The 13619-nt window shown below is 40.2% G+C and carries 12 protein-coding genes and 1 tRNA gene; 6 read left to right on the top strand and 7 right to left on the bottom strand.

Going from position 1 to position 13619, the window contains the following annotated elements; genetic code table 11:
- Positions 1 to 83 precede the first annotated feature (83 nt).
- A complete protein-coding gene (locus tag ACSLUF_RS17655; RefSeq protein WP_435623986.1) occupies positions 84 to 359 on the top strand; it encodes a hypothetical protein in 276 nt (91 codons plus the stop codon).
- An 11-nt stretch (positions 360 to 370) separates the two neighbouring features.
- Here ACSLUF_RS17655 and lepA read toward each other — a convergent pair whose 3' ends face one another.
- Positions 371 to 2167 (bottom strand): translation elongation factor 4, encoded by a 1797-nt coding sequence (gene lepA, locus ACSLUF_RS17650; protein ID WP_435623985.1) that lies wholly within the window; start codon positions 2165 to 2167, stop codon positions 371 to 373.
- Between the two features lie 151 nt (positions 2168 to 2318).
- On the opposite strand from lepA, the gene ACSLUF_RS17645 reads away from it, so the two are divergent.
- On the top strand, positions 2319 to 4733 hold the full coding sequence (locus tag ACSLUF_RS17645; protein ID WP_435623984.1) for a TonB-dependent receptor domain-containing protein: 2415 nt from the start codon (positions 2319 to 2321) through the stop codon (positions 4731 to 4733).
- A gap of 51 nt (positions 4734 to 4784) precedes the next feature.
- Complete coding sequence (dusB, locus tag ACSLUF_RS17640; RefSeq protein WP_435623983.1) at positions 4785 to 5777, top strand: tRNA dihydrouridine synthase DusB; 993 nt, start codon at positions 4785 to 4787, stop codon at positions 5775 to 5777.
- Here dusB and ACSLUF_RS17635 read toward each other — a convergent pair.
- Complete coding sequence (locus tag ACSLUF_RS17635) at positions 5774 to 6982, bottom strand: ABC transporter permease (protein WP_435623982.1); 1209 nt, start codon at positions 6980 to 6982, stop codon at positions 5774 to 5776. The genes dusB and ACSLUF_RS17635 overlap by 4 nt on opposite strands.
- A 2-nt stretch (positions 6983 to 6984) precedes the next feature.
- Positions 6985 to 7377 (bottom strand): 30S ribosome-binding factor RbfA, encoded by a 393-nt coding sequence (gene rbfA / locus ACSLUF_RS17630; RefSeq protein ID WP_435625851.1) that lies wholly within the window; start codon positions 7375 to 7377, stop codon positions 6985 to 6987.
- Positions 7378 to 7471: 94 nt separating this feature from the next.
- On the opposite strand from rbfA, the gene mce reads away from it, so the two are divergent.
- Together mce and ACSLUF_RS17620 are read left to right on the top strand one after the other, a co-directional pair.
- Positions 7472 to 7879 carry a methylmalonyl-CoA epimerase gene (gene mce, locus ACSLUF_RS17625; protein ID WP_435623981.1) on the top strand — a complete coding sequence of 136 codons (408 nt, stop codon included), beginning with the start codon at positions 7472 to 7474 and terminating at the stop codon, positions 7877 to 7879.
- Between the two features lie 59 nt (positions 7880 to 7938).
- Positions 7939 to 8012: transfer RNA gene (locus ACSLUF_RS17620), tRNA-Ile, on the top strand.
- Between the two features lie 191 nt (positions 8013 to 8203).
- Here the strand turns inward: ACSLUF_RS17620 and ACSLUF_RS17615 are convergent.
- The 4 genes from ACSLUF_RS17615 to ACSLUF_RS17600 all read right to left on the bottom strand — a co-directional run bounded on the left by ACSLUF_RS17615 (position 8204) and on the right by ACSLUF_RS17600 (position 11899).
- The gene (locus ACSLUF_RS17615; protein ID WP_435623980.1) at positions 8204 to 8788 is read right to left on the bottom strand and encodes a DUF4136 domain-containing protein; all 585 of its coding nucleotides are present in this window, start codon (positions 8786 to 8788) and stop codon (positions 8204 to 8206) included.
- A 35-nt stretch (positions 8789 to 8823) separates the two neighbouring features.
- Entirely contained in the window at positions 8824 to 10134 is a 1311-nt protein-coding gene (locus tag ACSLUF_RS17610) for a glycoside hydrolase family 2 TIM barrel-domain containing protein (protein ID WP_435623979.1), read from the bottom strand.
- Positions 10135 to 10164: 30 nt separating this feature from the next.
- Positions 10165 to 10578, bottom strand: a complete 414-nt coding sequence (locus tag ACSLUF_RS17605; RefSeq protein WP_435623978.1) for an EthD family reductase — start codon at positions 10576 to 10578, stop codon at positions 10165 to 10167.
- Positions 10579 to 10795: 217 nt separating this feature from the next.
- Entirely contained in the window at positions 10796 to 11899 is a 1104-nt protein-coding gene (locus tag ACSLUF_RS17600) for a helix-turn-helix domain-containing protein (RefSeq protein WP_435623977.1), read from the bottom strand.
- Between the two features lie 147 nt (positions 11900 to 12046).
- Between ACSLUF_RS17600 and ACSLUF_RS17595 the strand changes: the two genes are divergently transcribed.
- The gene (locus ACSLUF_RS17595; RefSeq protein ID WP_435623976.1) at positions 12047 to 13456 is read left to right on the top strand and encodes a glycoside hydrolase family 2 TIM barrel-domain containing protein; all 1410 of its coding nucleotides are present in this window, start codon (positions 12047 to 12049) and stop codon (positions 13454 to 13456) included.
- The last annotated feature ends 163 nt before the right edge of the window (positions 13457 to 13619 follow it).

Raw genomic sequence — 13619 nt, 5'->3', positions numbered from 1 at the left:
ATCCATCAACTCTTAGACTACATCTGTCAATTGGACCAAGCCTAATGCAGAACAAAATTCTTGATTTGAATAAAACTTAAATCATGAAAAAATTACTATTCCTATTTAGTTTGGCTATTTCTTTAGTGTTATTGTTTGCATCTTGCTCTAGTGATGATGATGCCAAGTCCAATTGCGAATCGTGTACTTCAAGTGATGGAACACTTTATGAGCTTTGTGAAAATGCAGATGGAACATACACTGCCAAACAAGACGGTGAGGTTACAGCAATCATTACTGAAGGAGAATTGGAAGGGTTTACCCCGAAGGAAGTAGTAGAACTGACATGTGAACTTGATGGAGGAGAAATAACATTTTAAGTTTTCAAGATTTAGTCATTCAATTTCAAGACAGCCATAAACGCCTGCTGCGGAATTTCAACATTGCCCACTTGACGCATTCGTTTTTTCCCTTTTTTCTGCTTTTCCAAAAGTTTCCTTTTTCGGGAAATGTCGCCCCCATAACACTTGGCAGTAACATCTTTTCTGAGGGCCTTGATTGTTTCACGAGAAATGATTTTAGAACCAATAGCTGCCTGAATGGGAATGTCAAATTGCTGTCTGGGGATAAGTTCCTTCAGCTTTTCGCACATTTTTTTACCAATGGTCTGGGCATTATCAAAGTGAACCAATGCGGATAAAGCGTCGACGGGTTGGGCGTTCAGCAAAATATCTACTCGGACCAGTTTGGAGGTACGCATACCTATTGGCGTATAATCGAAAGAAGCGTACCCTTTTGAAACGGTTTTCAATCGGTCGTAAAAGTCAAAGACGATTTCAGCAAGGGGCATATCAAAAGTAAGTTCAACCCGCTCGGTCGTCAAATACGTTTGATTGGTAATCTGACCACGCTTTTCAATACATAGCGACATAACATTGCCCACAAAATCAGATTTTGTAATTATGGTGGCTTTAATGTAAGGCTCTTCCACCCGATCTACAGTAGATGGGTCAGGAAGGTCTGAGGGATTATTTACAATTAGGGCGGTTTCTCGGTCCTTGGTAGTATAGGCATGATAGCTTACATTGGGTACCGTAGTGATAACCGTCATATTGAATTCACGCTCTAGACGCTCCTGTATAATTTCCATATGGAGCATCCCTAAAAACCCGCAACGAAATCCAAAACCTAGGGCTGCACTGCTTTCTGGAGTAAACACAAGAGAGGCATCATTCAATTGCAATTTTTCCATGGAGGAACGCAATTCTTCAAAATCCTCGGTATCGACAGGATAAATTCCCGCAAATACCATTGGTTTAACGTCTTCAAAGCCTTCAATGGCATTTTGCGTAGGCTTATTTGCGTCCGTAATGGTATCACCCACCTTAACTTCACGAGCATCTTTAATTCCTGTAATCAAATAGCCTACATCCCCTGTTGAAATTTTGTTTTTTGGGATTTGATTGAGCTTTAAGGTCCCTATTTCATCCGCAAAATAATCTTTACCAGTTGCTACGAACTTTATTTTTTGTCCCTTTTTGATTTCACCATTTACCACCCTGAAATACGTTTCAACACCTCTAAAAGGATTGTAAACGGAATCAAAAACTAAAGCTTGCAAAGACTCGTCAGGATTGCCTTCGGGAGCAGGAACACGCTCAATAATCGCTTTTAAAATATCTTCAATGCCAATACCGGTTTTGGCACTTGCAGGGATAACTTCCTCCGGATCACAACCCAAAAGGTCAACAATGTCGTCGGTCACCTCCTCTGGATTTGCACTTGGAAGGTCTACCTTGTTCAAAACAGGGATGATTTCCAAATCGTTTTCCAGTGCTAAATACAGATTGGAGATAGTTTGTGCTTGTATGCTTTGGGCGGCGTCAACCACCAGTAGTGCACCCTCACAGGCAGCAATGGAACGGGAAACTTCATAAGAAAAATCCACGTGCCCGGGTGTGTCAATTAGATTTAGAACATAGGTTTCACCTTCATACTCATATTCCATTTGAATGGCATGACTCTTTATAGTAATGCCACGTTCCCGCTCTAAGTCCATATTGTCCAAGAGCTGGTCTTGCTTCTCCCGCTCAGAGACCGAACCAGTAAAATCCAACAAACGGTCTGCCAAAGTACTTTTACCGTGGTCAATGTGGGCGATAATGCAAAAATTTCGAATCTTCTTCATATCAATAGGGGCACGTTCAAGAACGCTCTAAATCAACTGCAAATATAGGTCTTTTAACTCCTAAACGTTGCGTTTTTGTCAGTTTGGAATCAATGTTCCCAAGACCACTCTAAAATATTTTGCTAGATTTGAGGTTCAACCCCATTTGTGAATGAATCGCTCAACCTCATTTTTTTTTATAGCGTTATTGACTTCTTTTTTTTGTTGGGGCCAGACATACCAAATAACAGGAAAGGTGGTGGATGAGGATAACAATTCCATTGCTTTTGCCAATGTACTCTTGCTTAAGGCAGCAGATTCCACATTTATTTCAGGGACGTCCACAGACGACACCGGACAGTTTATTCTTAAAAAGATTGAGCCCGACTTATACCTTTTGCAAGCAAGTTATATAGGCATTGGTTCAATCCCAAGAGCGCTGGATATTAAAAATGACATTTCATTGGGTGCCCTAGTGATTCCTTCCAGCACCAATTTGGATGAGGTTGTGGTCACTGCCAAACGCCCAACAGTTCAGAGATTGGCAGATAGGCTAGTTTTCAATGTGGAAAACAGTATAGTTTCCCAAGGGTCCACATGGGATGTTTTGCGAAGCACCCCCGGGGTTATTATCAATCAGGAGGAGTTGCAAATTAGAGGACAACAGGCCACGGTGTATTTGAATGACCGTAAAGTTCAGCTTTCAAGTCAAGAAGTACGGGATTTGCTACAAGGATTTTCTGGAATAAACATTAATTCTGTTGAGGTAATCACCAACCCTCCTGCCAGATATGACGCTGAAGATGGCCCGATTCTGAATATAGTAACCAGCAAGGCCATCGTCCCTGGGTATAAGGGAAGCGTCAACGGAAGTATAACCCAAGCGGTATTTCCGAAGTACAGTTTTGGCACAAGTCATTATTATAAAACTGAAAAATTGAATGTCTTTGCCAATTACTCCATCAACCCAAAAAAGGAAATACGCAGAACAACCAAAGGCATTAATTTTATCAACGATGGGGGAAATGTCTTTTCGATATGGGATACGGAGTATGAGCAAATAGACACTTCCATACCTCAAAATGCCAGTGTCATATTAGATTATGACTTGGATGCTAGAAATAGCGTAAACCTGACTTCGAATGTGGCTTTCAATTTGAACCAGACACGAGAGAATCAACTTGACAATGACATTTTTAATGCCCAAAACCAGATAGACTCCACTTTTACCACTTTGAGCAATACTGATTTGGACAACACTAATGTAGCTGTTGACCTTACCTATGTTCACAATCTTAAAAAAGAAGGTGCCAAGCTCTCATTTAACGGTCATTATACGTATTATGATGGGAAATCTTTCCAGAATTTGAACTCAACATATTTTGATGGTAATGGAGATTTTTTGCGGGATTTTGGTTTTAACTCAGATGCTCAGCAAGACATTCAAATTATAACCGGGCAGGCAGATTACTCTTCTCCCTTGGGTCAAGGTTCCATAGAAGCGGGAATTAAGATTTCTACGATAAATTCGGATAGTCAGCTTATTTTTTCAGATTTTGTCGGTTCCAGCGATACAGTTGACGCTTCACAATCAGACATCTTCGTATATGATGAAAGTGTCTATGCTGCGTATTTCAGCTGGGTGAAAAACTGGGAAAAGTGGTCCATGAAACTTGGGATTCGAGGAGAATTGACGGACGCTGCTGGAACTTCTTTGACATTGAGCGAGACAAATACCCAAGATTTTTTTGAGCCCTTTCCTTCAGTCTATATCCTTTATTCTCCTTCAGAGAAACATAGTTTTTCTTTCGACTATGGCCGAAGTGTAGCCAGGCCCAAGTACAACGATTTGAATCCTTTTCGGTTCTTTTTCAATGAAAACGATTTTGAGGAAGGAAATCCGGGTCTGTTTCCAAGCTTTTCCAATAATTTCAACTTAAACTACACACTGAATGGGGAATTTTTCTTTGATGTGTACTATAGGGACAATGGCGAAAATATAGCGAAACTGGTGTTTCAGGACAATACTAATTTGACCCTTCGCGAACTCAAACAAAATGTGACGGCCAGCAAGTCGTATGGAATTGACTTTACGGTAAGCAAAGGGATATTGCCCTTTTGGTTCCTATATGCTTACACTTCGGTTTTTCATGAAGAAGAAACTTTTTTGGCGGTAGAAAGTGGAAATCAGGAATTTACTGCCGAAGTTGATGGAGTATATGGGTATTTGGCCAATTACCTAACGCTTTCGAAGGATGGAACATTCACCGGGGAGATAACTATGACGTACCTGTCCAGATTTTTGTTTGGCTCGTACATCTCCGATGATCAGCTGAACCTTACCCTTGGATTGCGCAAATCGCTTTTCAATAATAGGGCTTCCATTTCTGTGGCTGCGGAAGACCTATTAGAACAGTACATACCCACATATCGGTCGCAATACTTAAATCAGGATAATTTTTACAGGAGACGCCCGGAGGCCCAATTTATACGATTTGGCTTCACCTACAATTTTGGAAATTTCAGATTGGAGGACAACCAAAGGAGTATAGACAAGAACGAAAGAGACCGATTGGAAAACGAATAACTGGCTGATTTTCTTGTATTTTGTATTTTTGCTCTCCAAAAAATAAAAGAGTTGCCAAAGATTGCCGACATACAACTTCCTGACTTTCCATTGCTTCTGGCACCTATGGAAGATGTTAGTGACCCTCCTTTTCGCAAATTGTGCAAGGAGCAAGGCGCCGATGTCGTGTATACGGAATTTATTTCGTCAGAGGGCCTAATTCGAGATGCTGCCAAAAGCGTAATCAAACTGGATATCTATGAAAAGGAAAGACCGGTTGGCATTCAGATTTTTGGAGCAGAACTGGATTCCATGCTTCAGGCTGTGGATATCGTTGAAAAATCGAACCCAGATATTATAGATATCAACTTTGGATGCCCGGTAAAAAAGGTAGTATGCAAGAATGCTGGTGCTGGAATATTGCGCGACATACCTTTAATGGTCAAACTGACCAGTGAAATTGTAAAGCGCACAAAACTTCCTGTGACGGTAAAGACCCGTTTAGGTTGGGACCAGAGCTCGATTAAGATTGTTGAGGTTGCAGAGCGTTTGCAGGATGTAGGAATACAAGCTATTTCCATTCATGGACGAACGCGAGTTCAGATGTATAAAGGCGAAGCTGATTGGATTCCTATAGCAGAAGTAAAGAACAATCCAAGAATGCATATTCCAGTATTTGGTAATGGAGATGTGGATTCTCCTGAAGCGGCCGTAAGGATGCGGGACGATTTTGGTTTGGATGGAGCTATGATAGGTAGAGCGAGTATTGGCAACCCTTGGTTTTTTAAGGAGGTCAAGCACTATTTTGAAACCGGCACGCATTTGGAGGCCCCTACCATGGGTGAACGTGTTGACGCGGCTAGAAGGCATTTACAAATGGCCATCGACTGGAAAGGTGAAAAGCTAGCAGTTTTTGAAACTCGTCGTCATTATACCAATTACTTTAAAGGAATTCCGCACTTTAAGGAATATCGCATGAAGATGGTAACCAGCGATGAAGCCTCAGATGTTTTTGCAGCATTTGATGAGGTACAAGAGAAGTTTGGGGACTACCAGTTTGCTTAGGCTTCGATGAGTTTTTTTGAAATCCTGCTACTGGCTATTTTGGAAGATATCAACCCTAGGACGACTATGGTCACCAATACCAACACTAGATTGCTGAAATTGAATTCCACAGGATATGCAAGAGAAGGGGTGATTTTTAACCATCCTAGCGCTATTTGACTTCCAATAAGCAGAATGCCAATTAGGATTCCTATGCACCCTCCTAAAGAGGTAACCATGACACCTTGAATAAAATAAACCCGACGAAGCTCTTTTATTGTAGCCCCAAGGCTAAAAAGGGTTTTCGAGTTCTGTTGCTTGTCCAAAATCATCATAATGATGGCACCGACCACATTGAACAGGGCTATAATCAGTACTAGGGTGAAAATTAAATAAGTAGCAAGGTTTTCGGTGTTCAGCATACGGTATAATGTCCCATTAAGTTGTTGGCGATTTAGCAGAAGAACCTTGTCACCAAGAACGCTCCTAACGTCATTTGCAACTGCATCAATGCCTGAGCCAGAGGCGAGCTTAAAATTTACCCCTGAGACCTGCGTACTATCTTTTTCCAATAGTTCTTGAACTAAGTTGAGAGTTGTAAAAACATATTTTTTATCCAAATTCTCTTCTACAGCGTATACTCCACTTACTACTAAAGCGAGTTGATTGTAGGGTTTTGAATTTAGCGCCTGTTGGGATAGGGACCCCTTGCCTGGTTTGGGAACCAGAACGGACATAGGGCTTTGATAATTGTCAGGAGGCACTCCCAATAGATTGTATATTCCAATTCCAATTACGGCGTTCTGTTCAATAACACCCCAATTTCCGAAATATAACGTGCTGTCCACTCCCGTCACAGAGCGATAATTTCCATCTACTCCTTTTATGAAGGCGATGGTGCTCTTTCCCCTGAAGTTCAGATAAGCTCGTTCTTCCAGTTCTTTCGAATAACTGGCAAGACCATCGATTTGACTCAACTTTTCTTCTTCCAAAGGGGAAATAGAAAAATGTTTACCAGAAACCGGCAGTGCTTTTAGGTCGGGGTCAAAAGTATTGGTAAAGGATAAGCTAAACGTTTTTAAGCCCGCAAAAGCCGAAAGCACTATAAATAGCGCCGCAGAACCGATGACAATGACCAAAAAGGTGATAAAATTTATTATGTTAACCGCATTCTGGCTGCTTTTTGACCGTAAGTAGCGTTTGGCAATGTAAAAGGGAAAGTTCAAAATCAGGATTTCTTGCGTTTGTCCAATAAATTCCTATTATCGATGGGATTTTCTTCTCCCTTTAAGGACTGTTCAATTTTATCGATATAGTCCAAGGAGTCATCCAGGAAAAAATTAAGCTCTGGAACACGCCTTAACTGATTTTTGGTTCGTTGTGCCAGTTCATGACGAATCAAACTCGTGTTTGACTGAATGCCATTCAACAACTCATGCGCTTTCTGGTTAGGAAAAATGCTGACATATACCTTAGCTATGGAAAGGTCCACAGTAACATTTACTTTGGTAACGGAAATGAGGGTACCTTGCATACCCCCATCAGTAGCGGCTCTTTGTAGAATATCTACCATATCCTTTTGTAAAATTCCCGCAATTTTGCGCTGTCGTTGTGATTCCATTGAGGCAAAAATACGCCAATTAATGACTAACCTCATGCTTGGGTAAGGGAACAGTGCGTAATTTTACCAAATTGTACAGTAAACCGAGCACAATATGAACAAAATTGAGCACATTGGAATAGCCGTAAAAGATTTGGAAGCCTCCAACGATTTATTCAAAAATTTGTTTGGAGTAGAACATTATAAGATTGAAGAAGTGGCCTCAGAGGGGGTCCGAACTTCTTTTTTTAAATCAGGACCTAACAAGATAGAGCTATTGGAGGCCACAAACCCAAATAGTGCGATTGCCAAATTTTTGGAAAAAAAGGGTGAAGGGATACATCATGTGGCTTTTGCTACAGAGGATTTAGAGAAAGAAATGAAGCGTTTGGAGGGAGAAGGGTTTGTTATTCTTCCCGGATTTCCAAAAGAAGGAGCAGATAACAAGAGGGTGGCCTTTTTACACCCCAAAGGCACTAATGGGGTGTTGGTGGAGCTTTGTCAAGATATTACGGATTCATAGACCGTTAAAACCTTGCGGTGTAGCAAAATAAATGCTAATATTGCATCCCCTTAAAGGGAGGTCCTATAGCTCAGTTGGTTAGAGCACCTGACTCATAATCAGGGGGTCCCTGGTTCGAGCCCAGGTGGGACCACTAAAAAAACAACCCTCTTCCTGCTTTTAGCATGGGCTATTTTCCAAGTCGCCAAAGGATTTTTCATATGCTTTCCTAGGCGCATCTTACTTAAGCATTCTCTTTACTGGGTATAAGACAGGATGAATCAACTTCTGTAGAAGATAAGTGCCTGAAAAAACAGTAGAACAAGCTGTCCAGGGCTTATGGCACTATTCTGGAAACTTCTTTAATATTTCTCGTAACATTCGTTCCATAAATACTGGGTCCGATATATGGGACTTAAAGTCGTCGGCGACACCGAACCAAAGTAGTTCTTTGGTTTTTCGATTGTAAACCTCAACAACTAGGTTTCCTTTTTTATACGGTTCATTATTTGCTGCGCTTTCATCACTTGAAATATACTTCTTACCACCCGAACTACCTGTTGACGCAAAGTTTGGACTGCTCCCTGAAGACCCCCCCGATGAAGCCTTTTCATATTTGCTCTTGGTATTTTCATTGCTGTTCAGTTCCCTTCTTGTCCGTAACAAGAGCAGGAGGTCCGGATTTTCGTTGTTCTCCAAGTACCCTTTCCCTTTCATTTCATTAGTTAAGGACGAAATCAAAGAGGATTCTACGGAATCATCAATATCGCTATTGAACTCCTTTATGTCAAAGGTTGTATTTGGCAAATAGGCGAAGGTTTTAAATTCTTTAAAATTGTCCTCTGTTGTTTTTTTTGTTTTGATATTGGACGCACAACTCCCTAGAAATAGTAATACTAGAATAAGTTGGAGTTTTGTTGTTGTTTTCATCGTTCACGTTTTAAAAATTGATATAATGGAATGTTCTATTTTCTAACCCAAAAGGGAATATTAGCATGTGCCACATGTGAATGGCCATCTTCGACATAAACGAACAGACGATAAGCGCCAGGTGATGATGGTGCTTTAAAGGTGGTACTTCCATCTTTTGTCTCTAAGAAAAGGCCTTTCAAGGATTCCGGAACATACTCCGCGTCCCCTCCTGTTTTGGTTGACTGACTTTCCCGCATAATTTCCCAACGATAGAATAATTGATCTTTGTCATAATCACTGACGTTAACTTCCGCTAAATAAGAGTCGCCCCCGTTTAGTTGAACATTGTCGTCAGCTCGTTTTTCTGCCAAGGTGAAGTCATGTAGTCGGGGAGATCGATTTTTTGGCCATATGCCGTTCCATGCATAATGCATCGCGTCTACAGCTTCGGTTTCCTTACCATCTGGCATGAACATACCAAACCAAGTGGGTGTACGTTCTTGTTTTTGACCCCATAGAAAGACAAAAGAGCCTATTATCTGTTGTGATTGACCAAGGACGGACTTTTGGTATCGCTTCAAATAAAGGTCAGCCTTTTTGGAACTATGATTCTCTAAAGGTGCTCCCCATGCTGTTTTTTCCACTTCCCAATATCCGGTTGCACCCCATTCTGTTATTAACAGGGGGCCTTGGTATTCTGATTCAAGGATTAGCCTGGGTAGAATATCCATAGCACCATATAATTGCACGCTTAGAAAATCGATATCTGGAGCTCTTTGGGCGATGAGTGCAATATCTTCTTTGTTAATACCAGCCAATGGTGAAGTAGTCAAATGATTGGGGTCTACTTCATGAATCATTTGGGCAATTTCGTTTACGGCATTCCAGACGTTTGGGCTTTTGGATTGTAGATTCATTTCATTGCCTACACCCCAAACCATAAGTGCGGGATGGTCCTTTAAGGCCAGAACTCTTTCACGGATTCGCTCTAGCTGGGCTTTTATGGCTTTCTTGTCGTTGTAATCAAACCCGTGGCGTTCATGACCGACCCAGACACCCATCATAACTTTTAATCCTAGTTTATGGGCCTTATCCAACACCTCTTTTCCGTTATCCGTACTCCAGGTTCTTACGGAATTGGCGCCATGTTGGGCAAGTGCATCCATATCTCCGTTGTCCAATCCTGCACCTTTTATATAGAAAGGCTCGCCATTCAAAAAGAGTCGATAGCCTTCATCGGTAAGACGAATTTCAGATTTGGTTATTTGCGCATTCAAATCATTACTATTAAAAAAGACGATAGCCAACCAGACTAGCAGGAGGGGTAAATTCTTAATTGGTATTTTAATAAGGAAAAAGCTCATGGGGCAACCTTATACTGAATTCATGTTGTACTATTTTATGACTTGACTTATCTGAACAATGGGCTGGATATTGGTGTAATTAGGGATATCACCACGGATTTTTTCAGCATTGGGCCCAAAGGATTCTTTATAATCCGAAAGCTTTTCAAAATAAAATCCTCCAACAGCGATATAAGTCATTGGGTCGTTAGGGGTTCTTCCAGAAAGCCCGCTGTCAATGAAATAATGTTTCAGTTTGTCACCAAATAAGGAGGCTACCATGGGCATGTGTTTTTGCGAATAATAGTCCATGTCAAAATGCTTGCCGTCTTCATACGGATACAGAATAGATACTTTATACCACCCAGGCATTACCTCAGTAGGGCTTATGGGCTCAATATTTTGAGCATTACCCAATCCTATGGAGAATAGGAAAAGCAGCACGACTAGATTTGTTTTCATCATAGTTGATTTGGTTCAAAAACTAATGGGAACAGGACAAAACACCAACATACCTAAACAGATATTTGGAATCTATCATAAAGCAATGAGATAACTAGGGGATAAAAAAGGATGAAGTTGTCTCAAAACCGGTTTGAGACCAGTTCAAAAAGTGGAAAACCCTAAAATGAAATTGAGAAAGAGTATTAGCTCATGCTTTAATTGGGTCAAAACATCAATCTTAAGAAGGGATTTTTCGGAGTAAGTATTCCTGATATTTTGCTGGGGTTACTCCCTCCATTTTCTTAAATACCCTGTAAAAAGTGGCCTTTGATCTAAACCCAGCCAACTGCGCCATACCTTCAAGACTATAGGTTTTCTCCTGATCTTCCTTGATTAAGCTCTTGAACTCCTCAATTTTCTTTTGATGGATGTAATCATTAAACGAAATGGATAGTTCTTCATTGAAGTACTCGGCCAACTCTTTTGTTCCTACCCCAAGTTGGGTTGAAAGTTGCTTCAAGCTAAAGTCGGGATTTCTGTACTTTTTTTCCACATCAATGATTTGTTTGATCCCCTTCGAAATCTCACGTCCATTATCCCTAACAGAGTAGCTTTTTGTAATTCCCTTTCGTAAGATTAATGATTGCAAAGAATGTGTTTCGGATAATAGGTAGGTAATAAAAATGATACTAGTTAACGGATGTACGTAAACAATAATAGTAAAAAGGTTGGGCACAATCCGCTCATTAACAAAGGGAAATTCATTGTATAAATAGAGATAACTGAAATATGAAAGAGCCATAAGGGAGTAAAGACAAATGGCATGTATGTTCGTAATAACATAAAACCACCGGAACTTTTTAAGCGCTTTTTGCTTTAAGGAATCATTTAACTCCACATTAAAATACTTGGAACCTTTATAGAAATACACTGAGGTATACAAGACGGTAAGGAACAAATGGAACATTAATATCTCCATATTGTAGGTGTCAAAAAAATCAGTGAAATAGATCTTAAGTATTAAGAAGGAGAGGATGTAAAGAACTGGGAAAATAAAGTGGGCCCTAGATAACACCGTGTTGTCCTTGAGTGATTTAACATAAAAAAACAGCAAGGGCGCATGAAATATGATTAACTGTGCGCCAAAAAAGAAAGCGATTATCGGAGCTCTTTCAAGATAGGAATACAAAGCACTGGCTAAAGATGAAATACAAATAAGAATAGTATAATATCCCAAAATGCGGTTTCGAACCTGCTTACTAGCCAATAAAAAAATCGCTATTAAGAAAAGCTGAAAGCCAATGCAGAGTTGTATCCCTTTAAATACTTCAGGCCAGTTCATACTCCAATCCAGTTAAATCAAGTATAAGATAATAAACTAAAGTATTATTTGGCGCCCCTTTAATTAAACCCATCTTATAGTTTTTAGAGATTTCTATTTTAAGTATCTTATACTATTCATTATTTGATACATAAATTCAGATGTAGAATGAAATCGTTTTTTTTAACCGTAATCTTGATTTGTATCTCCATAACAACTTCGGCAAATGGAACAGAAGTACAAATACAAAAAAGCGAGGATGGCTTTAAACTTCTGGTAGACGGGAAAGACTTCATTATAAAGGGCATGAACTGGGAATATTACCCTATTGGGACAAATTACACCTACAGCCTATGGGAACAACCCGAATCCTTTATTAAAGCAGTACTGGAAAAAGAAATGACCTTGCTTAAAAACATGGGTGTAAATGCATTGCGGATTTATTTGGATATGCCAAAGAAGTGGATTACCTACATCTATGAGAATTATGGCATCTACACCATGTTGAATCACACTTTTGGAAGATACGGACTTACCATTGATAATGAATGGATGGCCAATACCGAGTACGACCACCCCAAAGTAAAAGAATTACTGATTAGGGAGACCACGCAGTTGGCCAGAGAATATAAAAACACTCCTGGTCTATTATTTTTCCTGTTGGGGAATGAAAACAACTACCATATTTTTTGGAAGGATACTGAAAAGGATAAAGCAGTTAGGAAAAAAGAAAATACTTCCTTGGAAAACAGAGGAATGTATAAGATTTTCTTATTGAGCAAAGAGAAAAATAAGGACCTTTCGACTAAGGAAGGGAGAAAAGATTCCTCAGATTTTGATTTGGAGGTACTAAAAAGGGCAGAAGCAATGTATTCGCTTTTCAATGAAGCTGCCATTGCCATGAAGGCTATAGACTCATCCCGTCCAATAGTTCTTTGTAATGGCGACATTGCCTTCATCGAAACTATAAAGGAAAGATGCCCCGATGTCGATATTTTTGGAACCAATATGTATCGCGGAACATCCTTTGGCGACACCTTCCAAAGGGTTGCAGAAGAACTTGACAAGCCATTATTATTCACAGAATTTGGTGCCGATGCGTACAACGTGATTGAGCAGCGGGAGGACTCTGAATCCCAAGCATACTATTTACTTAGCATTTGGAAAGAGATTTATGCCAATGCCGCAGGTATAGGAGGGGCCAAAAACACCATAGGGGGTTTCACCTTTCAATTTAGTGACGGTTGGTGGAAAGTAAGTCAAACAGAGAACTTGGATGTTCATGATACCGATGCAACATGGAACAATCCGGGATATCATAGAGATGACGATAACGGCGCAAACAATATGAACGAAGAGTGGTTTGGTATCTGTGCTAAAATACGTGCCGATAATGATGGAAACTATCAATTGAGGCCCAGAGCGGCCTATTTTCTTTTAAAAGAGTTACATGGGTTCTCTCCCTATGATTCTGGGGCATCCTTGGTTCAATTGGAGAATTTTTTTAAGAACATTACTCTGGACAAGGCCATTGAGCAATCCAAAGCCTATTCCAATTCGAGAATAAAAACCAAATAAGTTAAACGTCGTACAATCTTAGACTCGGAAAGACCGAGGACAAATTCAGTATTTTTCTTAAGGAATTGAACCTACTCAGTCAAGGACGCCGTATTTTAACTCATTCGTTTCTATTTGTTTTTCATAGGTTTCGTTTTTTCGTAATCTCATTTCAGTTCCGCCG

It is taken from the genome of Flagellimonas sp. (genome assembly GCF_965601775.1).
Classification (GTDB): Bacteria; Bacteroidota; Bacteroidia; order Flavobacteriales; family Flavobacteriaceae; genus Flagellimonas.
Note: the sequence above shows the minus strand (reverse complement) of the source record. Positions and strands in the feature narration are given on the sequence as shown.